Below are 20,920 nucleotides of genomic sequence, written 5' to 3'. Positions count from 1 at the left end.
GATTGGGGTTGGGGAACTCGGATGATCAGATCAGAACTGGTGCAGAAGCTGGCCGATGAAAATAAAGGTCTCACGCTTCAGGAAGTGGAACGGATAGTCGACCTGTTCTTCAAGGAGATCGTGGATCGGCTGGCAAGTGGAGGCAGGGTGGAGCTTCGCGGCTTCGGAGCCTTTACAACTAGGGCCCGCGACGCCCGCACCGGCCGCAATCCGCGTACCGGGGAAGCGGTGAGCGTCAATGCCAAGCGCGTGCCCTATTTCAAGCCCGGCAAGGAAATGCGCGAGCGGCTGAACACGCGCTAAACCGTCACTTGACGCCGGGCAGCGACTTCGGGCACTGCTCCGCACATCATGGCTTCCCTTGGGACCGCCAGACCCGTGCGGACGTGGCGAAATCGGTAGACGCAGCAGACTTAAAATCTGCTTTCCGACAGGAAGTGCGGGTTCAAGTCCCGCCGTCCGCACCAGGGCTTCAGCCGCTTCTGAAACCATGAGCCGGTTGCTTCGTTGGCATTGCTGGAACGAATTTCGCACGCGGAACAGGCGGAATCGCTCCAAGGATGCAAGGAGGCGCTCATGATCCGTATTTTGTTGAGCATCATCCTGCTGGTGCTCGTCATCGGCGTGGTACTTTATGCCTTTGGCGTGATCGACGTCAGGCAGACGCAGGAGGCCCATTTGCCGGAAGTGCGGACGGAGGGCGGGCAATTGCCCGCTTTCGACGTGGACGCCCCCGATGTTGATGTGGGCACGCGGAACGAGACCGTGAAGGTGCCCGACATCTCAATCGAAAGGGCTCGGGAGCCTGCTGAAAAAAGTGAAGAACGGTAAGGAAGGCCAAGCTGACGTAGTCGGGGTCTTTGCGACCATTGAGCTCCTCCGCGGCACGGGAGGAGTCTCATGTCCGTTCCTCACCAAAGCCGTCTCCTCTACAGACCAAAAACTCCGCTGCATTGACAAGCCGAGGCAATCCGCCCTAGCGCCTGTGCCCTATGGCGACGCTCAGCCCAACCGATCACAGCCGTTTCGGCCTGGCCCGGCAGATCACCTTGCCCGGGCCGTTGCGGCTTGATTGCGGGGCGGTCTTGGCGCCGGTCGAATTCGCTTATGAAACCTATGGTGCGCTCGATGCCGAGGCTTCCAACGCGATCCTCATCTGCCATGCACTGACCGGCGACCAATATGTTGCGTCAACTCATCCGGTCACAGGCAAGCAGGGATGGTGGACGCGCATGGTCGGGCAAGGAAAGCCGATCGATCCCGACCGCCATTTCATCATCTGCATCAATGTGCTCGGCAGTTGCATGGGCTCATCAGGCCCGGCGAGCACTGATCCGGTAAGCGGCTCTCCCTATGGGATGGCATTTCCCGTGATCACTATTGCGGACATGGTGCGGGCGCAGGCGATGCTGCTCGATCATCTGGGCATCACGCGGTTGCGCGCGGTTGTGGGTGGCTCGATGGGGGGCATGCAGGCGCTAAGCTGGCCGAGCCTGTTTCCGGACCGGGTGGAATCCGCCATCATCGTTGCGTCCACGGCGCGGCACAGTGCGCAGAATATTGCCTTTCACGAGGTCGGGCGGCAAGCGATCATGGCTGATCCGCGCTGGCGGGGCGGCGATTATTATGTGCTGGGCGATCCGCCATCGGCTGGCCTTGCCGTCGCCAGGATGGCCGCGCACATCACCTATCTGTCAGAGGCTGGGTTGACCGAGAAGTTCGGCCGGCGCTTGCAGGCGAGGGACGCCAAGAGCTTCGGCTTTGATGCGGACTTTCAGGTCGAAAGCTATTTGCGGCATCAGGGCATCAGTTTTGTCGAGCGCTTCGACGCCAATAGTTATCTCTATATCACCCGGGCGATGGATTATTTCGACCTTGCCGAGGACCATGGTGGAAGTCTCGCGGCCGCCTTCGCCAAGAGCAAGACGCGCTTCTGCGTCGTCAGCTTTGATACGGATTGGCTCTACCCCACGGCGGAGTCGCGCAACATCGTCCATGCTCTGAATGCGGCTGGAGCGCAGGTGAGCTTTGTCGAACTGTCGAGCCCCTTTGGCCATGACGCGTTCCTTCTCGACGTGCCAGAGCTCAATCGCGTCGTGGACGGATTCCTGAGGGCGGTAGAGGCATGACGCTTCGTCCGGACCTCGCCCTGATCGCGGGCAATGTGGCGCCGGGCTCCCGCGTGCTGGATATTGGATGCGGTGATGGCGCCCTCATGGCGGCGCTCCGGGATGAGCGGGAAGCAGACGCGCGCGGGCTTGAGATTGACGCCAGCAATGTTGCCGCCGCCATGGCGCGGGGCCTGTCAGTGGTGCAGGGCGATGCGGATGCTGACCTTGGATATTATCAGGACGACAGTTTTGATTATGCGATCCTCAGCCAGACGCTTCAGACCACCAGACGCCCGGACCTGGTCATCGGCCATCTGCTTCGGATCGGACGGCAGGCCTTTGTCAGCTTTCCCAATTTCGCCCACTGGCGCGCGCGGCTGTCGCTATTGTGGGACGGGAAAATGCCGGTCACTCCCCATTTGCCGGTGCAATGGTTCGACACACCCAACATTCATCACCTCACAATCCGCGATTTCCGGGATCTTGTGAAGGCCAAGGGATACAGGATCGAGGGGCAGTGGTTCCTGACCGGCAACCGGCAAACGGGATCGGCCAAGGCAAACCTGATGGCCGAACATGCGGTGTTCTTGCTGCGGCGGTGATGCCGTACGGCCTGTTTCTTTTTCCTCTCCATGGGGAGAGGATATGGAGGCTTGGCTGAGCCCTGCGTCACGCGAGCTGTATTGTCTCATTAACACGCTTTTCGCTTGAAACCCGAAGGCTTCCCCGCCACATTGCGAAACATCCTACGATGGAGAGCGATATGGCGACCAGCGTGACGGACGTGAAGACAGAGGGGCTCGTGCTCACCCCGCCGGAACCGGTGACTCCGGTAGCCAAGGAAAAGGCTGCGGGCCTTGTTCCTATTGACGACCAGAAAAAATCCAAACTTGATGAAAAGGTCGACGGCTTTATCGATGACCTAGTCGCGCAGGATGCAAACAGCCCGGAATTTGGCGCCAAGGTCGATCAGATCGTCAATATGGGTCGCAAGGAAATCGCGGATGCGGCGGGGCAGTCGAACCGCTTTCTCGACCGGCCGGTGCGCGCGATGGACGCAGACAATAGCGTGGGCGCCGATCTTGCGGAGTTGCGCCGGACAATCGAGGATCTGGACCCGTCCAGCAAGGGTGACCTGTTCACGAAGAAGAAGCTGTTCGGCATCATTCCTTTTGGAAGCCGGATGCGCGACTATTTCGACAGCTACAAAAGCGCGCAGAGTCACATCCGCTCGATCCTGACCAATTTGGCCAGCGGGAAGGACGAACTCATCAAGGATAATGCCGCAATCGATGTGGAGCGGCAGAATCTCTGGGCGGCCATGGGGCGGCTCGAGCAGATGATCCACATCTCAAGGACAATGGACGCGCGGCTGGAAGCAAAGGCGCTGGAACTGGACGCGACGGATCCGGCGAAGGCCAAGGCGATCCGGGAGACTGCGCTTTTTTATGTGCGACAGCGCAGCCAGGACCTGCTGACGCAGATGGCGGTGACGGTGCAGGGCTATCTGGCGCTCGACCTCGTCAAGAAGAACAATGTGGAACTGGTGAAGGGAGTGGATCGTGCTTCGACCACCACGGTATCGGCGCTACGCACGGCGGTGACGGTGGCGCAGGCGCTCACCAATCAGAAGCTGGTGCTGGAGCAGATAACGGCGCTCAATACCACGACGGCGAACATTATCGATTCCACCGGCGACATGCTGAAGAACCAGACGGGCCGTATCCATGAGCAGGCGGCGGCAAGCACGATACCGATAGAGACGCTGAAGCGCGCCTTTCAGAATATTTACGACACGATGGACAGCATTGACGCCTTCAAGCTGAAGGCACTGGAATCGATGAAGACGACGGTGGACACGCTGTCCACCGAAGTTGAAAAGTCCAAGGGCTATATCGCGCGGGCCGAAGGCGCCGCGCAGGCGCAATTGACTGGCGGTGCAAATAGCCCGCTAAGCGCCCTGGAGGGCTGAGGGGGGCGGGAGGAAGATGAACCGTTCCGACCGGATTATAGCCGATGCGGAGGCTTTTCTGCACCGCTACAGCGCGCGCGGACGAAGCCTGCGGCGACGGCGGCGGCAGTTGGGTAGCGGCTTGCGAAAAGCGCGGCGGATCGGCCTTGCCGCCATGGCCATTGTCGTGGCAGCAGCGATATGGGGCTTTGTCGCGCCGCTCGGAGGCAGTGGCCTCTTGATCGTCATCGGTCTGCTCATTCTTTCGACGCTGTTCTTCTCCCTGCTGCCGGCGATGCCGGAAATCAGGGCCGAGAAGCTGGCTCAGGCCGACATCAAGACCTTGCCGCTTCAGACGGAAATTTGGCTGGAAAGCCAGCGCAGGGCCCTGCCGCCTCCGGCAGTGCGCCTGGTGGATTCCATCGGGATGAAACTCGAGACGCTGGCGCCACAGCTACAGGCGGTCGATCAGAATGACCCCGCCGCGCAGGAGATTCGGAGGTTGCTTGCCGATCACTTGCCTGAGCTGGTGACTGGCTACCGGAATATTCCCGAGCCGCTGCGGCGACAGGAGCGCAATGGTCGCATACCTGAGCGGCAACTCATGGAAGGGCTTGAGGTGATTGACCGGGAGATCGGGTCAATGAGCGAGAATCTGGCCGCCGGAAATCTGGACAAGCTCGCGACGCATAACCGCTTTCTTGAACTCAAATATCGCGAGGCCAAGGAATTGGGTCAGGGCTGATCCGATATCAAAGCCCGCAATCAGTCCGGCGCCCGAACGGCAATCATCGATTTGGGAAGCCCAAGGAAGCGTTCGAAATGAAGCTTGCTCTCTGGAAATAATATCCGCATCTGCGCGGCGTCCAGAAGCTTGGCTCCCTCCACGATCCCATGGGCCTTGTCGAGCGTGGAGACGCGTCCCGCATGTGCCAGCGGCAGCCATGTCAGCAATCTGGCGCGGAGGGGATGCGGCATCCAGTGGAAGAAGGGCAGCTTGTAAAAATGCGGGTCCACCGGAAACCAGAAATAGGGCGTCTGGACATAGTGCCAGAGCGCAACCCGGCGGGTTTCGGCGGCAAAACTGCGCATATTCTCCCAGGTTAGGACATGCTCGATCACGCTGTTGGAATGGGCGAGGTCAAAGCCGTTGTCGGGCACCTCCCGAAGATCGCAGGCATTGCCCGTCGCGAAGGCGAAGATATCGACATCGCGGCTGCCCCGGCCGAGCTCTGTCTCATGAAGATTTGTGATGGTTATGCGGGCCTTGCAGGAGCGCAGGAAATCGAGGCCGACCCGTTGCCAATATTCCGGCGTGCCGCCCATATCGATGATCTGCACGGCGCCCTTTTGCGCATGAACCGCTGAAATCAGTGCGCGTAGCCGCACATCCCGCCGGGCACGCAGCCGCGAGGAAAGGCTGTTGGGATCGGCGGTGTCGGTAAGGCGCATTCTGGCCGTTACTCCCTGCGGCATCTGTTCCGGTGGCGAGCGATAGATGATCCGGCGGGCAACGGGTATATCTATATAGCGGGTCGCTCATCAAAACTGTTCCGTTTTGGCTGAAGCAGGGCGAGCCTTGCACAAGGGATGCTGCCATAGCGTGCGGCAGATGCGTTCCGGGCGAAGTCTTCTTTTCTTCCTCATCCTTTCATGCATCACCGCTGCAGGGGGCTGGGCCCTTGCGGGCGGGCAAAATGCGAGGGAATTTTGCGACTTGTTAACAGATAGGGTTAAGCCGTCCCTAAGCTGCGGCCGGTATCCCGGTGACAGCTTCGCGATTGGTCTGAAAGCGGATGAAGACTCATCTGCTGGGATCGCGAAGCCCGGGGACGCATCCATGGCTACCATCACGGTTTCATCATCATCCGCGCTGTTGAGCGCAGTCAAGAACGCGGCGGACGGCGACGTCATCCAACTCGCCGCCGGCAATTATGGCAGGATCTCACTGACTGGTGTGAATTTCGCGAGCGGAATCACCATCAGTTCGGCCGATCCTGATCAGGCGGCGGTGCTTACGGGGCTGAAGGTCACCGGCAGTTCCGGGCTCAATTTCGACGGCATCGAATTTTCCCTGAGCCCCGCCGACAAATATTTTCCGATCACCGTCGGGACATCCTCGGACATTCATTTTTCCAATCTGGATGTTCACGGGCTGAAGGATGGCGACTCTTCCAATGACGCCATGGCCATGATGATCCGCGAGAGCCGCGACGTGAGCGTGACGGATTCCGCCTTTGAAGACCTGCATCACGCAGTGAACTTCCTTGACAGTGCCAAGATCACCCTGTCCGGCAACAGCTTCCGGACAATCCGCAGCGACGGGATCCGGGGCGGGGGCACAGATGATCTGGTGATTTCCGACAATTATTTCACCGATTTCTATCCAGTTGGTGCAGATCATCCGGACGCGATCCAGATCTGGACCACCAATACGGCCAAATCGGCCAGCAACATCACCATCACGGGCAATGTGGTGGAACGCGGGCAGGGCGGTATCATTCAGGGCATTTTCCTGCGCGACCAGAGCGGCGGCGACCGCCCCTATCAGAATGTCACGATCAGCGACAATATTGTGCTCGGCGGCATGTATAACGGCATATCCGTGGGCAATGCCCAAGGCCTCACCATTTCCGACAATGTGGTCGGAGCCTTTAGCGACCAGAAAAGCTGGCTGCGGATCGACAACAGCACCGGCGTGTCGCTCTCCGGCAATGCCGCCTCTTCCTATGTGCTGAACAATGTCGGCTATGTCGAAAATCAAAATAACAGCACCACCGGACCCGTTTCCGGCACTGGACAGGACCTTCTGAAGAACTGGCTCGATGGGCATCAGGCGCTTTGGGACGATCTTCCGTCCGACCTGATCTCCGCCTTTTATCCGGCGGGTGCGGCCATTTCCTGCACCCTGGATGTCATGGGCACATCCGCCGCTGACAAGCTAGCGGTGGTGGCGGGAAGTTCCACCCATGTCATGGGCGGCACGGGGAACGATATCCTTACGGGCGGCACGGCCTCCAGCGTCAACGCCAACCTGCTGGAAGGCGGCGCGGGAGACGATGTTTATGTCATCAGCAACAAGCTCGACCAGATCCTGGAAGCCGCAGGCAGCGGAACGGATGAGGTGCAGGCGCGCGTCGATTACAGCCTGGGCGCCAATGTCGAAAATCTGCGGCTGATGAACGGCGCGGTATCGGGCACCGGCAACGAGCTTGGCAACACGCTTCGCGGCAATGACGCCGCCAATGTCCTGAAGGGGCTGGGCGGCGATGACCTGGTCTATGGCGGCGCTGGCAATGACAATGTGCAGGGCGGGTCGGGCAAGGACCGCCTTTATGGCGATGCCGGCAATGACAATGTCCAGGGCGGCGAGGGCAATGATCTGCTCTATGGCGGCGATGGCGATGACATCATCTATGGCGGCGCCGATGATGATCTTATCGAAGGCGGCCGGGGCGCAGACACGCTTTATGGCGGCACCGGCGCTGATCAGTTCTCCTACCGGCCGGACCATTTGCTGGGCGGCGGGACGGGCGCGGACCGCATTGCCGATTTCGCCTCGGCGCAAGGCGACAAGATCCTTCTCGCCATGCTGGACGCAAACAGCGCCACCACGATCAACGACAAGTTCAGCTTCATCGGCACCAGCGCCTTTTCGGGAGTCGCGGGGCAGCTCCGCTATGCGGTGACCTCGGGCGATGCCTATGTCTGCGGTGATGTGAATGGCGACGGGCAGGCCGATTTCACCCTTTGCGTGGCTGGGGTCAATTCGCTCGTCTCTGACGATTTCAGCCTATAACTCCTGTGGGGAAAATCCTCCAATCCGGCTGAAACTTTCAGCCTCCCCCGCAATAGTTTTGGTGTCCCCGCGCCGGATCACATCCCGGCGCGGGGACCTTTCTTTTCATCGCAAATCTGCGGCTTTGATGCGACCAGATGGTCTTTCGGGGGCTTGTGGAGGGCCAGTGTTTGGGCTGGTTACGCGCTTGCAACATGCAAGGGCTTATATTAGCGATTGAGACAAGGATCGGGAAAGGCCGATGCCGTAACCCGCCTGGAGTCGCCATGCCCAAAGCTATGTCTGGTCCAGGGAGTTTTGCGTGAATCTGCATAGTGCGAAGCTAAGGGTGGCGGAAGGCCTTAACACTCCGTTTGCACCGGGCGTCCGGCGCGAAGCGATCCTGCGGGCTGACGAGCGGGCCCGGCTGTTCCTTTACCTGGCGCTGTTCCTGACCGATATCGGGGCGGTGCTGATCGGCTTTGTCGGGTCGAACCTCATCCGCCACGCGGGCATTCTGAATATCAACAACCTGGCCGTCGCCGCCGCGATGCTGCCCGTTTTTGCGGGTATTGCAATCAACAGCAACGCCTATGGGATAGAAACATTGCGGGACGCCACCTTGGGCATCTCCCGTTCTGTCCTGTCGCTCATTTTCGCCGGGGCGACGGTGATTTTCCTCGCCTTTTACCTGAAGGCCTCGACAGATGTGTCGCGCGCCGTGTTCGCCATGGGCGTGGTGAGCAGCATTGGCGCCATCATTCTTGCACGAACGGCCTTTGTGCGCGTGGTACGGAGGAATTTCAGCCAAAGCCTGATCAACGAAGTGATCATCGTCGACGATGTCCCATTTGCGTCACGCGACCCCTACAGCCTGGTCTATGAGGCGGATTATCTCGGCCTTTCGCCGGATGTCCGCAACCCGCTGATGCTCGACAAGCTCGGCCGGCTGATGCACAGCGCCGATCGCGTCGTGGTCGTCTGTTCCAAGGAGCGGCGCGAGCAATGGACTATGATCCTGCAGAGCGCGGGCGTGCCAGGGGAGGTCAATGCTCCGGAAATGGCAGAGATCGGCGTTACAGAGGTCGGCCGTTTCGAAGGTGGGCCTACCTTCAAGGTGTCGGCCGGTGCGCTCAGCCTGCGGAACCGCATCATGAAGCGGCTGCTCGATCTTTCGATCACCGTGCCGATTCTGGTGCTGCTGTCACCGCTGATGCTGGTCGTGGCGATCGCCATCAAGCTCGAAAGCAGGGGCGGCGTCTTTTTCAAGCAGGAGCGGCTGGGCCGAGGCAACCGGCTGTTCCTGGTATACAAGTTTCGCAGCATGCGGGCAGAGAAATGCGATGAGAATGGCGACCGTTCGACAGAGCGGGACGATGATCGCATCACCCGCGTGGGTCAGTTCATCCGCCGCACCAGCATTGATGAACTGCCGCAGCTTTGGAATGTATTGCGCGGCGAGATGAGCCTGGTTGGCCCGCGCCCGCATGCGCTTGGTTCACGTGCGGGCGGGGCGCTTTTCTGGGACGTGGACCTGCGCTACTGGTATCGCCACGCCACCAAGCCGGGGCTGACCGGCCTTGCGCAGGTACGCGGTTATCGCGGATCGACCGTGCATCACAGCGACCTAACCAACCGGTTGGAATCGGACCTAGAATATCTGAGCGGATGGACGCTCTGGCGGGATATTTACATCATCCTGCTGACGGTCAGGGTCGTCATACACCGAAATGCATATTGATTGCCTTGCAATGCAGGGCTGATTGACGCCATTTCACCGCATGGCGCTGGCAATGCGATGAAGGCCCCAAATGAGCACAATCTATGACTGGATGACCATCGCCCTCTTCGCGGGGCTGATCGTCCTTTTCCTGCAGCGGTCCACTGATGAGGGGCCGGAGGTCGACAGCATCTGGCACTATCTGCCGCCAAGCACAGGCTGCGCGGTGGTGAACTATCTCGGCAATGAAGGACATGATGCGGCGGCGCTGGCGGTGTTGGCGGTGACGCTGGGTTATGTCTGGATGGTGTTGAGGCCCTTCGTGGCAGGGCGCGAGAGATGAGGCTGGACGGTGGTGTTTCACAGTCGTTTCAAGCTCTGATCGTCGTCCCTACGAAGGCAGGGACACCGCTTTTCTTCAAGCATAGTAGGGGCAGAAGCGGGGCCCCTGCCTGCGCAGGGGCGACGTCCTCTTTCATCCCCCAAATGACAAGCTTAGAGGCCGCCTGTCCGAGGAGATAAGGTTTGTACTGGTTCAAACTTCGAAGTCGGAAGGCGTGCAGCGTGGAAGCCGACATGTTTCCGGCCGAACAAGCCGTATCCCAGCCCGAAAGTGGGCGCGCAATGGAAGCCGTTCGCCATCTGCCGCATTTCCGGCGCGGCGCCCGGGATCAGCTTGGGCCAAAAGCAGGCGGTCAATTCGATCAGATCCGGAGCAGATTCCGTGATGCTTTCACCCCCGCTCAGCCGATTGTTCGGAGGCAATGTTTTGCGGGCAGGACCGAGATGCTTCGGCGTCTGGTAACCGGCATCGAGGACCAGCGCCTTCACGCGATCGTCTATGGAGACAGGGGCATCGGCAAGACTTCGCTGCTCCATGTGCTGGCTGAGACTGCCCGGGAAGCAGCCTATCTGGTTTTGTATGAGAGCTGCGATGCAGCGACCTCCTTCGACGAATTGTTCCGCTCCGTACTTTCCGGAATTTCCCGGATATATCATGGCGGAACTGCCCCTGTGGACGTGGAGGCAGGGGCGACGCTGCTGGACATGGTTCCAGCCGGTCCGCAGCTTTCGCCGCGAATGGCAACGGAGCTGTTGGCTGCCGTTTCGGGCCTGCGGGTGATTGTGATGTTGGACGAGTTCGACCGCGCGACATCGCGGGAGTTCCGGCGCGCTGTGGCGGAACTTATCAAGAATCTCTCTGATCGCTGTGCCCGGGTGCAACTGGTCGTGGCGGGCGTGGCGGCGAATTTTTCCGAGCTCGTTGAGCATGTGCCTTCCATCAGGCGCAACGTGCTGAGCCTGGAGCTGCCCCGCATGACCGTTTCGGAGATCGATGAGATCATCAGCATTGGCGCGGAGGAAAGCGGACTCGGCTTCAACGGCGAGGCGCGGGCGCGCATTTGCGCCCTTTCCCATGGCTATCCCTATATAGCGACGCTCCTTGCGCATCATGCTGGGCTGGCGGCGATCGACCGCCAGGCAGGCGAGGTTTCGAGCGACGATGTCGCGGCTGCGGTAGGCGAGCTCGATGCCTATACGTCCCTCTACACTCCGCCCGCCGCGGCGCAGGAGAGTCGCTTGACCGCTCCCGGCTTGTAATTGGAAGGCCGCTGTGCAACATCCGCGCGCTGAACAGGACCCCGAGGCGGAAAAACATGCCCCGGAATGCACAGGCAATGGGATGACCTTCGCCGCCAGGCTTCAGGATTTCGGCGACAATATCGCGCTGATCGGCGAACAGGGGGAACGGCTTTCATATGCCGGACTCGCGCGCCGGGCGGATGCATTTGCGGCTGAATGGCTGGGCACCGGCAAACGGCTGGTGCTCGTACAGGCCGCCAATGATGTGGTGGAAGGCATTATCCGCTATATCGCCGCGCTTCGGGCGGGCCACGCGGTTATTCTGACCGGCGATGATTTCAACGGCAAGGCCGGTCGCATCGTTGAAACCTATGCGCCGGACGTCTGCATTTCGAAGGCAGGCGAAGTGACTTATCCCGCTGGCAAGGCAGCCGCTACGATAGTGCATCCTGATCTGGCGCTTTGCCTTTCGACTTCAGGTTCAACAGGGGCGACCCGCATGGTGCGGCTGTCGGGACAGGCGGTGCATGCCAATGCCCTGTCCATTGCGGAATATCTGCAGCTTGGGGCCGACGAGCGGGCGATCAGTTCCTTGCCCCTGCATTATAGCTATGGCCTGTCGCTGCTGCACTCGCATCTTGCCTGCGGGGCGGCCATTGTCCTTACAGGCCGCAGCCTGACTGATCCAGAATTCTGGAACCTCTTCCGCCGGGAGCAGGTCACCAGCCTTGCCGGAGTGCCGCATAGCTTCGAACTGCTCGATGCAGTGGACTTCCGGTCCATGGACTTGCCTTCCTTGCGTTATCTGACCCAGGCCGGAGGGCGGCTCGCGCCTGAACTGGTGCTCGAATATGGGCGCTGGGCTGAAGATACGGCGCGGCGCTTTTATGTGATGTATGGCCAGACCGAAGCTGCCCCCCGGATGGGGTGGATGCCGCCTGCGCGATTGCTCGAGCATCCCGACTGCATCGGTTTGCCAGTGCCGGGCGGCTCCTTTGCCCTGGTGGACGAACAGGGGCAGGCCATCGAGGAGGACGGCGTAGCAGGCGAGCTCGTTTATCGCGGTCCTAATGTGATGATGGGCTATGCCACCAGTCGCGACGATCTGGTGAAGAGACCGGAGGTTGAAGCGCTTTATACCGGCGATATGGCTGAAAGGCGCGGCGACCTGTACCGGATTGTTGGACGGCGTAGCCGCTTTGTAAAGCCGTTCGGCCTTCGCATCAGCCTGGACGAGCTGGAAAGCAGGCTGGCCGCCAAGGGATGGACGGCTGCTGCTGCTGGAAATGACGGAATCATAGCTGTCGCGTGCAGGGGCGAAGGCGATGCCGACGCCCTAGCGCGGGAGCTGGGGCAGCATTATGGCTTGCCCGCGGCGCTCTTCGATGTGGCGATGGTGGAGGAATGGCCGCGCCTTGCCTCTGGGAAGACAGATTATCCTTCGATATTGCGTGCGGCCGAAGACCGCCGCACGCTGCCAGCCCCTGCAGCCTCCGCCGCCAGTGTCGCTGAGGCGTTCAAGGCGTTGCTTGGCAGGCAGGATGTTAGACCGCAGGACAGTTTCATCTCGCTGGAAGGCGACAGCCTGTCCTATGTGGCGGTGGCAAGCGAACTCGACCGGCGGCTCGGATATCTGCCTGACGGTTGGGAACATCTGACGGTCGCGGAAATCGACGCGTTGGCGCCCGCCGAGCCCCCCAATGGCGCGAAGCCCTATGACTCGGAAATGCTGCTGCGGGCGGCGGCGATTAGCGGCGTTGTCGCCAATCATGCAAGTGCCGGCACGGACTGGCATTTTGGTGGTGGCGCTGACGTGCTCATGCTGCTGGTGGGGTTCAGCCTTGCCCGCTTCAACTTTGGCCGGCTTGTCGGTGGACAGTCGTTCCAGGTGCTGCTTTCCGTGCTGCGCCGGATCATCCTGCCCTATTGCCTGATCCTTTGCGCTTATGGCCTTTTCCATCACGATATTCCGGTAAGCTCTTTCCTGCTGCTCAGCAATTTCGAGGGACGATTCCGGTCTTTCCTGACGCCCTATTGGTTCATGGAAGCGCTGCTGCAGAGCATGGTGCTGATTGCCCTGCTGTTCAGTCTGAAACGGGTCAGGACGGCCGCTGCGGAGGATCCATTCGAATTTGGGCTATGGTTCCTCGGCGGGGCAGTGGCACTGAAGGTGGCTGCCTTCACCGCTTTCCATCATGCTCATCTGCAGAATATGACGCCTGATGCGGTGCTGCCGTTGATAGGCTGCGGCTGGCTGTTGTTTTTCGCAAAGGCACCGGGGCAGAAGCTGGCGGCGCTTGGCGCCACATGCGGTTTTGCCGCCCTCCACGTCGCGGCACCCGCGCTCGGCGGCTGGGATTATGCGACGGTTGGGCAATATCGCTTGCCATGGCTGCTGGCGGTGATCGCGGCCTTGCTTTATGTGCCGCGCGTTCCTTTACCGCCCTTGATAGCGAAACTGGTCACTCAGCTTTCGGCGGCGAGCTTCACCATCTATCTGGTCCATGTTCTGCCGGTGCATCTGATGAAATATGAGCTGAGGATCGATGATGCGCCGCTCACCGTTCTGGTCGCCATAAGTGCGGGATTGGCCGTTCATCGGATGAGGCCGGGACGGGTGGTCGCCCGGCTGCTGGAAAAGCTCCAGAACCGGGCTGCGGCGGCCTTTTCGGACTGAACGCGTGCGGCCAAGCTATCTGGGCTTGAGGAGCGAAAGCGGTCTCCTGTTGCGGCTGGACTCGCTGCGGTTTCTGGCGGCGGTGATGGTGGTGGTCTATCATTTCCGCAATCAGTGGATCTTTGCCTCCGGTCCTGGCTGGGCGATGACGCAGTTCGGCAACATGACGTTCGCGGTCGATCTGTTCTTCGTGATCTCGGGCATCGTGATAAGCTGCGCCTATGAGGGACGGCTTGATTTTGGGAAATTCCTCAAGCGGCGGTTCGCCCGGCTGGCGCCGCTGCATTATGCCACACTGCTGTTCTATTTCCTTGCCGGATTTCTGGCGCTCGCCTTTGGTTATTCATTCTGGGAGGCGGAGAAATACCGGCCGGAATGCGTCGCTTCCCATTTGCTGTTCCTGCAGGCGCATGGGCTTTGCGCCGGGCACGGCTTCAATCATGTGAGCTGGTCAATTGGTGCGGAAATGACGGTTTATCTGTTTTTCCCGCTGTTCCTGAAGCTGCCAGGCATCCACCGGGCGCTACCAGTGCTGATCGCTTTCGCCTGGATCGCGCTCTTGGGATTTGCCGAGCCCTGGCTGCCCGGTGCAGAGCCCTGGCACAAGCTGACCTTTGGCCTGGGCGTGGTCCGGGCCGTGCCGGGCTTCCTGTTCGGGATGAGCCTGTGGGCCTATCGCGATGTGCTGAAAAGGCTTCCCTTTGCTGACGCTCTGCTGTTGGGCATGCTGCTGCTCTTTGGTGCCGGCATCGTGGAGGAAGCCGGGCGAGGGGTGATGCTGGCGCTGACCTATGGCTTGGCGGCGGTGGCCTTTGCCGCCGACCAGGTGGGGAGGGAGCGGCGGCTTCCGGCGCTCGTCGCCCCGTTGGCCACGCTCACCTATGGCATTTACATGCTTCATCCGCTGGTGCGGACGGTGGGCTTTCCTGTCCTTTCAAGTGCGGGTTTTGGCGCCAATGCCGCCATTGCCATTTGCGGCCTCCTGGTGCTGCCGGTCGCCTATGGTTCCTATTTCTGGTTTGAAAATCCTGCACGCGGCTGGATCGCGAACCTGTCTCTTCCGCGCCGTGCCCTGGCTGGCTGAGCTTCCCTTGCGGCCAATGATGTTCTAGGGGCCGAATTCAGGGAGTTCAGGGAACATCATGCAGGCTGGGACGCGCGCATTGCAGGTCGGGGTCATAGTGCCCGTATTCAACGAGGCCGACAATGTCGCGCCCTTGCTGGAACGGCTGGCCAAGGTGCTGAGCGGCTATGTCTGGGAAGTCATCTTCGTCGACGACAGCTCGCCCGATGGCTCAGCGAAGAAGGTAAGGGAATTTGCGTTGCTCGACCCGCGCGTCCGCTGTGTACAGCGCGTGGGGCGGCGGGGGCTGTCTTCCGCGGTGGTGGAGGGAATGCTGGCGAGTGCCGCACCCGTGCTGGCCGTGGTGGATGGCGACATGCAGCATGACGAGACTGTGCTGCCCCGGATGATCGACAAGGTGCTCGCGGGCGAGGCGGACATCGCCATCGGAACGCGTTATGCCGGAGAAGGATCGACCGGTGACATGGATGAGCGGCGCGCCGGCATTTCCCGCGGCGCGACCTGGCTGACGCAGAAGGTGATGCGCACAGAGGTCAGCGATCCGATGAGCGGCTTCTTCGCTGTCAGCCGCAAGGCGTTCGAAGCGGCGCTGCCCAATCTGTCCAATGTGGGCTTCAAGATATTGCTGGACCTGCTGGCTTCGGCTCCGCACCCGCTGCGAACGGCCGAGGTGCCCTATACCTTCCGCGCACGGGAGGCGGGGGAGAGCAAGCTCGATGCCAAGGTGGGGCAGGAGTTCCTTATCCTGCTGCTCGAAAAGATGTTCGGGCATTTCCTGCCCGTCCGCTTCCTGATGTTTGCGGCGGTGGGCGGCGTAGGGTTGCTGGTCCATCTGTCAGTGCTGGGGCTTACGCTCAACCTTGGCGGGCAGGATTTCCGGCACGCTCAGTCGCTCGCCGTTTTTGTGGCGATGACGTTCAACTTCATGCTCAACAACATGCTCACCTACCGCGACATGCAGCTTCGCGGCTGGCAATTCGTACGAGGCCTGCTGACCTTCTACGCCGTATGCGCCGTCGGTGCGATCGGCAATGTGGGCGTGGGCGAGATCGTTTATGATAATAGCAGGATGTGGGTGCTAGCGGGGATTGCAGGCGCGGCCATCGGCGTCGTGTGGAATTATGCCACCTCATCAGTGCTGACCTGGAAACGGAAATGATCCTGGCGCGGGGGCGGCTTGCCTCCCCGGCCCTGATCCTGATGGCGGCGGTGATCACGCTGGCTGTCCGCTGGCAGGGTATTGGTGACATCGTCGCCCATGCCGATGAGCAATTCTACTTGTTGGTCGGCGATCACATGCTCAACCGGGGCGCGGTGCCCTATGCCGACATATGGGATCGAAAGCCCGTAGGGTTGTTCCTGCTCTATGCCGGGATCAGGCTGCTTGGGGGCGAGGGGATCGTCCAATATCAGCTTGTCGCGCTGCTGGCTGTGGCGGCGACGAGCGGCATATTGGCGCTGTGGATAGGGCGCTATTCAGGCTGGATCGGCGCCGTTGCGGGGGTGATGCTATACAATGGCTTGCTGGTCAGCCATCTGGGCTTTGGGGGGCAGGCCGAGGTTTTTCTCAATCTGCTGATCGTGGCCGCCGGGTGGTTGACGCATCGGCTGGTGGTGGACGAAAAGCCCAGCAATAAGCGCTTCCTTGTCGCAGGTGGGGCAGCCATGTTGCTTTGCGGGCTGGCGATACAGGTGAAGCCCACCGCTGTGCTGCCGGGCGTATTTCTGGGGCTGGCGCTGATCTGGGCCGGGTGGCGAGCGGGACTTGGGTGGAAGCGCATTTCCTTGCTTGCGCTGTTCTGGGCTGGATTGGCATTGCTGCCGACGCTGCTCGTTATCCTGACTTATTGGGCCATTGGGCTGCTTGATCAGTGGCTGTTCGCCAACATCTTTTCGATTTTTGAGAAGGCTCCCGACCGCGCTGTGGCTGTGGCGGGCCGGATAGCGGATATAAGGCGCGAGTTCGGCAGGCCTTTCGCCGTCGCTGCTGTGTTGGCGGTGGCGCAATGCGCGTTCAGGCGGGAGCAGCGATCTTGGGTGCCGGCATTGTTCCTGCTTGGCTGGCTGCTGTCAGGAGTGGCTGCCTTTGCGGTGTTGTCCGCTGCCTATCCCCATTACGCGCTGGTGATGGCGCCGATGGGATGTCTGCTTGCGGGCTATGCGATGCGAGGCAATTTGCCCGGTTATGCACTGGCCTTATGGCTGCTCAACCTGTCGCTGGACAATGTGAAACTTTATGAGTGGCGGCTGGAGGCAAGCGGCGCTGTTGCTGCGCAGATCAGGTCCATGGCGGCCGCCATCCAGCCACATTTGAGGGGAGGGCGGTGCCTTTATGTCTATCATGGGCCGGTGATCCTGTATCAACTGACCGGAGCCTGTATTCCGACGCGCTTTGCCTTTCCCAATCACCTGTCAATCAGGACGGAAGCCACCGGCCTGGGTATCGATCCCGCGGCTGAGGTGAAACGGATCATCGCTGCCAGACCCGCTGTGATCGTGGATGGCGCTTTCGACTTTCATCAGCCCAATATGGCGACGCAGCGATTGGTGCGTGCGGAACTGGTCCGGCGTTACCGGCCGATCGCGCAAGTGAAGGATGGACGCGGAGTGCTGCTGGTGGTGGCTTATGTCAGGCGGCCAGCGGTTCCAACAGGCCGTTGAGATAGGCAATCAGTTCCGCTGGGTCAGTCGTTGCCATGCGCGGTGTAGCGCTGCGGGCGTCGGCAAGAGCGGTCTTCAGCTCCTCGAGTGAATTCGCCGACCAGATGAGGCCACGCGCCACAAAGGCTTCAGTGATTTCTGCCTGGTGGTCGTCATAATGTTCGCCCCGCTGGAAGAGGCGCGGCATGGATATGACGCGGCAGCCTGCACGGAGCGCCGTGATCAGGGAGCCGGTTCCACCATGGCAGACGACGATGTCGGCATCATGGAGAAGCTTCTGGACCTGACCGAAGGACAGCGTCTCAACGATCTCGACGCCTTCTACGGGAAACGGCTTTTTCGCGCCTTTTCCGACCTGGAGGACGACTCGCTCTGGTATGTGCCCAGAAGCTTTCAGGGCGGTCACGGTCTGGACGAGCCGGTCGAATGGCAGGGTTGCCCCGACAGTGGCGAAAAGCAGTGGCTGCTTCTTCGGGCGGTCGCCGTCGAGCAGTTTCAGCGGATCGAAAATATGGGTGCGGGGCCAATAGCCGGCCAGCGCCTTTGACTGGACGATCCGATGATGCGCTAGCGGGGCGGCTATCCGGGCGAAAAGCGAGGGGCGCTCGAAACGGGCGAAGGAATCGATGAGCACGATCTGCGCGCCCAGCAGGCGGGCCCAGAGCGTCGCGAAGAACATCGCGCCTGCGCCTGTGGTGATCATCACCTTTGGCCGCTCCTTGAGGACAATAGCGGCGGACTGCCAGAAATTCCTGAAGCCGTTCCAAAGCATCTGGAAAGGAGCGCCCAGCCGCGCCTGTCCCATGGCGACATGCGCCACGAAAGCACAGCGGTGATGCTCCGCCAGGCTTTTGCCGAGCGCCGTGTCTTCGGTAATGAAAAAGGTATCGAGGCTGCGCCAGGCCGGTTCCAGATCGAGAAGCTGGCGCACATGCCCGCCGCCGGAGCCCGCAAGGCATATCTTGGGAGCCGTTTCCTGCATGCTTCTGGCCTTCACGCCCTCTCGGGTCCGGTTCTTTGCATATTCCCGGCCCATTAGCATGTTTGCGGCGATTTGTACTTTTTTCTGCAACATTCCGGTCCCCGGCGGATGCCGCCAAATCGGCTGAGGTCGAAGCTGTTTAGCACAGCTTTTCGCCATATGGTGAATCGACCGAACGTATTTGGAGAGATCGCAATGTTTACAAGGGGTTTGGGTCTTGTCCTGCTGATCGCCGGAGTCGCTGGCCTTTCCGCCTGCGGCAAGGATGAAGCAAGCGCGGTCCCGAAGGGGCAGGTGGTGGCGGTTGCGGACGGTATTGAGATCACGCAGCGGGAACTTGCCGCCGAAATGGATTTGATCGGCGGCGCTGCCGGACAAAATCCCGAACGGGCGCAACAGGCGGCATTGCAGCAGATCATCGCCCGGAAGCTGCTGGCCCGCGAAGCAAGAAGCCGGAAACTGGACGAAAGCCCTGACTTTGGCTTGCTGAAGCAAAGGGCGGAAGAAGCGGTGCTGGAGGCGCTATTGCAGCGTTCGATGACCCGGAACCTGCCCGGGGCCACAGCGGAGGACGCACGGCGCTATGTAGCCGATAATCCGGATCTCTTCGCCCAACGCAAGATCATTGCAATTGACCAGATTCGCATTTCCACGGGAAAGAGAAGTGCGTTGCTGGAGAAGCTGAAGCCACTCAAGACACTGGAAGAGGTCGAGTTGGTGCTGACACGAGAGGCGGTTCGCTTCCAGCGGGGAGAAGGGATGCTGGACGCAATGCAGTCGCCGCCAGCGCTTGTGAGGCAGATACTAGCTCTGCCGGCCGAAGAGATTTTCATTCTGCCGGTTGAGGGAGGGCTCTCCGTGAACCGGATCGTCGAGATCCGCACGGAGGCAGTGGATGGGGAGGAAGCGCAGAAATTTGCGCTCAACTACCTTCGGCAGAAGCGGATTTCGGACACGCTCAAGAATCAGCTCGCGGAAATCATGAAGAGGCACAAGGACAATATCCGCTATCAGCCCGGCTATGAGGTGGCGGATGCTGCCGGAGAGCAGGCGGGCGGTTGAATCGCGGCAAGGATGATTGCCCCTACTCAGCATGAGCGGGTTGAGCTAAGCGGGCATGGGCTGCGTTGTGCAAGGACAAGTGGGGCAGGTGACAGGCAGGATATTGAAGATCGGCTTGCTCTGGCACAGCAGCAAATCGGGAAATCTAGGTGTCGGGGCGCTGACCATCGCCAATATGGCCATCGCGCGGCAGGTGGCGGAGGAATTGGGGCTGGAGCCCCGCTTCACGATCATCGGTGTGGCGGACAAGGGCAGGGCCTATGTCAGCCTTGATGAGGCATCGCTTTATGAAGTGAACAGCCGCAGGCTTCTCGATCCCAGGGAGCTAATGTCCGTCATCGGGGCGCAGAACTGCCTGCTCGACATCGGGGCAGGCGACAGCTTTGCCGATATTTATGGCTTCAAGCGGTTCTTCTTCCTTTGGTGGAGCAAGGCTATGGCGGTCGTGCGGGGTGTGCCGCTTATACTCTCTCCGCAAACGATCGGGCCGTTCACCCGGCAGCCTTATCGTTCGATGGGGCGGTGGGCAATGGAACGTGCGGACGGCGTGGTTGCGCGGGACCATGAGTCCTTTGACATCCTAAAGCGACTCGCACCCCGCGCGAGGGCGGTTCAGTCGGTGGATGTGGCCTTTGCCCTGCCCTTTGAGGATCGCTCCGGGGAGCGCGGCGGCGCCAGGCTCCGCGTGGGCGTGAATGTTTCGGGATTGCTCCTGAATGAGGCGGAAGGCGGACGGAACCGCTTTGGGTTGCAGGTGGATTATAGCGCGTTGATGCGCCGGTTCGTGGCCGCCCTGGTTGCGCGGGAGGATGTTGAGGTGCATCTCATATCCCACGCGACGTCGCTGCAGGACAGCGGGGATGATGACGGGCAAGCGGCGGACCGTTTCGCTGCCGAGTTTCCCGGTGCCATAAGGGTTCCCGATTTTGCCGGGCCTTGCGAGGCAAAGAGCTATATCTCCAGCCTAGACTATCTGGTGGCGGGGCGGATGCACGCCTGCATCGCGGCCTATTCCTCGGGAACGCCGGTGGTGCCGGTGGCCTATAGCCGCAAGTTCAGCGGACTGTTTGGAACCCTGGGATATGATTTCCTGCTGCCGGTGAAGGGCAGGGCGACGGAAGATGCCTTGCAGACTTTGATTGGCGGCCTGGAACGGCGGCAGGAGATGAAGGCCGCCATTACGAAGGGAATGGAGAAGATCGAGACGCTGCTGGAGAGCTATCGCAACGAACTGCGGGTGCAGTTCGCCGTGGCTGGCGAATTGGCTGCGATATGAGTTTGCTGCCGCGCCTCTGCGGAAATAACGGGCT

At 60.6% G+C, this 20,920-nt stretch carries 18 protein-coding genes and 1 tRNA gene; 17 read left to right on the top strand and 2 right to left on the bottom strand.

Annotated elements, in window-relative coordinates:
• The first annotated feature begins 21 nt into the window (after positions 1-21).
• From VJS46_RS06655 to VJS46_RS06625, 7 genes are all read left to right on the top strand, one after another.
• Positions 22-303: an integration host factor subunit beta gene (locus VJS46_RS06655; RefSeq protein WP_324058818.1), complete on the top strand. Its 282-nt coding sequence runs from the start codon at positions 22-24 to the stop codon at positions 301-303.
• 77 nt (positions 304-380) lie between these two features.
• A tRNA-Leu gene (locus tag VJS46_RS06650) sits at positions 381-467 on the top strand.
• Positions 468-576: 109 nt separating this feature from the next.
• Positions 577-831 (top strand): hypothetical protein, encoded by a 255-nt coding sequence (locus VJS46_RS06645; protein WP_324058816.1) that lies wholly within the window; start codon positions 577-579, stop codon positions 829-831.
• Positions 832-992: 161 nt separating this feature from the next.
• Positions 993-2,129: a homoserine O-acetyltransferase MetX gene (gene metX / locus VJS46_RS06640; protein ID WP_324058814.1), complete on the top strand. Its 1,137-nt coding sequence runs from the start codon at positions 993-995 to the stop codon at positions 2,127-2,129.
• Positions 2,126-2,713 carry a methionine biosynthesis protein MetW gene (gene metW / locus VJS46_RS06635; RefSeq protein WP_324058812.1) on the top strand — a complete coding sequence of 196 codons (588 nt, stop codon included), beginning with the start codon at positions 2,126-2,128 and terminating at the stop codon, positions 2,711-2,713. Before metX ends, metW begins: the two co-directional genes overlap by 4 nt.
• 161 nt (positions 2,714-2,874) lie before the next feature.
• Positions 2,875-4,083 (top strand): toxic anion resistance protein, encoded by a 1,209-nt coding sequence (locus tag VJS46_RS06630; RefSeq protein WP_324058810.1) that lies wholly within the window; start codon positions 2,875-2,877, stop codon positions 4,081-4,083.
• Positions 4,084-4,099: 16 nt separating this feature from the next.
• Positions 4,100-4,807, top strand: a complete 708-nt coding sequence (locus tag VJS46_RS06625) for a hypothetical protein (RefSeq protein ID WP_324058808.1) — start codon at positions 4,100-4,102, stop codon at positions 4,805-4,807.
• Between the two features lie 20 nt (positions 4,808-4,827).
• Here VJS46_RS06625 and VJS46_RS06620 read toward each other — a convergent pair whose 3' ends face one another.
• On the bottom strand, positions 4,828-5,514 hold the full coding sequence (locus VJS46_RS06620) for a class I SAM-dependent methyltransferase (protein ID WP_324058807.1): 687 nt from the start codon (positions 5,512-5,514) through the stop codon (positions 4,828-4,830).
• A gap of 424 nt (positions 5,515-5,938) precedes the next feature.
• On the opposite strand from VJS46_RS06620, the gene VJS46_RS06615 reads away from it, so the two are divergent.
• The 8 genes from VJS46_RS06615 to VJS46_RS06580 all read left to right on the top strand — a co-directional run bounded on the left by VJS46_RS06615 (position 5,939) and on the right by VJS46_RS06580 (position 17,566).
• Positions 5,939-7,861, top strand: a complete 1,923-nt coding sequence (locus VJS46_RS06615) for a right-handed parallel beta-helix repeat-containing protein (protein WP_324058805.1) — start codon at positions 5,939-5,941, stop codon at positions 7,859-7,861.
• A gap of 301 nt (positions 7,862-8,162) precedes the next feature.
• Entirely contained in the window at positions 8,163-9,581 is a 1,419-nt protein-coding gene (locus VJS46_RS06610) for a sugar transferase (RefSeq protein WP_324058803.1), read from the top strand.
• 70 nt (positions 9,582-9,651) lie between these two features.
• Positions 9,652-9,903 carry an XrtV sorting system accessory protein gene (locus tag VJS46_RS06605; RefSeq protein WP_324058801.1) on the top strand — a complete coding sequence of 84 codons (252 nt, stop codon included), beginning with the start codon at positions 9,652-9,654 and terminating at the stop codon, positions 9,901-9,903.
• A gap of 233 nt (positions 9,904-10,136) precedes the next feature.
• Positions 10,137-11,162 carry an ATP-binding protein gene (locus VJS46_RS06600; protein WP_324058864.1) on the top strand — a complete coding sequence of 342 codons (1,026 nt, stop codon included), beginning with the start codon at positions 10,137-10,139 and terminating at the stop codon, positions 11,160-11,162.
• Positions 11,163-11,175: 13 nt separating this feature from the next.
• Positions 11,176-13,821: an AMP-binding protein gene (locus VJS46_RS06595; protein ID WP_324058799.1), complete on the top strand. Its 2,646-nt coding sequence runs from the start codon at positions 11,176-11,178 to the stop codon at positions 13,819-13,821.
• Between the two features lie 25 nt (positions 13,822-13,846).
• Positions 13,847-14,905, top strand: coding sequence for an acyltransferase (locus tag VJS46_RS06590; protein WP_324058797.1), 1,059 nt, complete (start codon positions 13,847-13,849; stop codon positions 14,903-14,905).
• Positions 14,906-14,963: 58 nt separating this feature from the next.
• Positions 14,964-16,064 carry a glycosyltransferase family 2 protein gene (locus VJS46_RS06585; RefSeq protein ID WP_324058795.1) on the top strand — a complete coding sequence of 367 codons (1,101 nt, stop codon included), beginning with the start codon at positions 14,964-14,966 and terminating at the stop codon, positions 16,062-16,064.
• Positions 16,061-17,566: a glycosyltransferase family 39 protein gene (locus tag VJS46_RS06580; RefSeq protein WP_324058793.1), complete on the top strand. Its 1,506-nt coding sequence runs from the start codon at positions 16,061-16,063 to the stop codon at positions 17,564-17,566. The genes VJS46_RS06585 and VJS46_RS06580 overlap by 4 nt, the downstream gene beginning before the upstream one ends.
• On the opposite strand, the gene welK is transcribed toward VJS46_RS06580, so the two are convergent.
• Positions 17,535-18,548, bottom strand: a complete 1,014-nt coding sequence (gene welK, locus VJS46_RS06575) for a beta-1,4-glucuronosyltransferase WelK (RefSeq protein ID WP_324058791.1) — start codon at positions 18,546-18,548, stop codon at positions 17,535-17,537. The genes VJS46_RS06580 and welK overlap by 32 nt on opposite strands.
• A gap of 195 nt (positions 18,549-18,743) precedes the next feature.
• Here welK and VJS46_RS06570 point away from each other — a divergent pair, with 195 nt between their 5' ends.
• Complete coding sequence (locus tag VJS46_RS06570) at positions 18,744-19,610, top strand: hypothetical protein (RefSeq protein ID WP_324058789.1); 867 nt, start codon at positions 18,744-18,746, stop codon at positions 19,608-19,610.
• An 88-nt stretch (positions 19,611-19,698) separates the two neighbouring features.
• Positions 19,699-20,886, top strand: a complete 1,188-nt coding sequence (locus tag VJS46_RS06565) for a polysaccharide pyruvyl transferase family protein (RefSeq protein WP_324058787.1) — start codon at positions 19,699-19,701, stop codon at positions 20,884-20,886.
• Positions 20,887-20,920 lie beyond the last annotated feature (34 nt).

This window comes from Rhizorhapis sp. (assembly GCF_035276005.1).
Classification (GTDB): domain Bacteria; phylum Pseudomonadota; class Alphaproteobacteria; order Sphingomonadales; family Sphingomonadaceae; genus Rhizorhapis.
This window is presented reverse-complemented; position numbering and strand designations above follow the sequence as displayed.

Bases quoted from the DNA above. Each gene is read 5' to 3' on its own strand.
- VJS46_RS06655 (WP_324058818.1), top strand. From the start codon at position 22: ATGATCAGATCAGAACTGGTGCAGAAGCTGGCCGATGAAAATAAAGGT.
- VJS46_RS06645 (WP_324058816.1), top strand. From the start codon at position 577: ATGATCCGTATTTTGTTGAGCATCATCCTGCTGGTGCTCGTCATCGGC.
- metX (WP_324058814.1), top strand. From the start codon at position 993: ATGGCGACGCTCAGCCCAACCGATCACAGCCGTTTCGGCCTGGCCCGG.
- metW (WP_324058812.1), top strand. From the start codon at position 2,126: ATGACGCTTCGTCCGGACCTCGCCCTGATCGCGGGCAATGTGGCGCCG.
- VJS46_RS06630 (WP_324058810.1), top strand. From the start codon at position 2,875: ATGGCGACCAGCGTGACGGACGTGAAGACAGAGGGGCTCGTGCTCACC.
- VJS46_RS06625 (WP_324058808.1), top strand. From the start codon at position 4,100: ATGAACCGTTCCGACCGGATTATAGCCGATGCGGAGGCTTTTCTGCAC.
- VJS46_RS06620 (WP_324058807.1), bottom strand. From the start codon at position 5,514: ATGCGCCTTACCGACACCGCCGATCCCAACAGCCTTTCCTCGCGGCTG.
- VJS46_RS06605 (WP_324058801.1), top strand. From the start codon at position 9,652: ATGAGCACAATCTATGACTGGATGACCATCGCCCTCTTCGCGGGGCTG.
- VJS46_RS06600 (WP_324058864.1), top strand. From the start codon at position 10,137: ATGTTTCCGGCCGAACAAGCCGTATCCCAGCCCGAAAGTGGGCGCGCA.
- VJS46_RS06585 (WP_324058795.1), top strand. From the start codon at position 14,964: ATGCAGGCTGGGACGCGCGCATTGCAGGTCGGGGTCATAGTGCCCGTA.
- VJS46_RS06580 (WP_324058793.1), top strand. From the start codon at position 16,061: ATGATCCTGGCGCGGGGGCGGCTTGCCTCCCCGGCCCTGATCCTGATG.
- welK (WP_324058791.1), bottom strand. From the start codon at position 18,548: ATGCAGGAAACGGCTCCCAAGATATGCCTTGCGGGCTCCGGCGGCGGG.
- VJS46_RS06570 (WP_324058789.1), top strand. From the start codon at position 18,744: ATGTTTACAAGGGGTTTGGGTCTTGTCCTGCTGATCGCCGGAGTCGCT.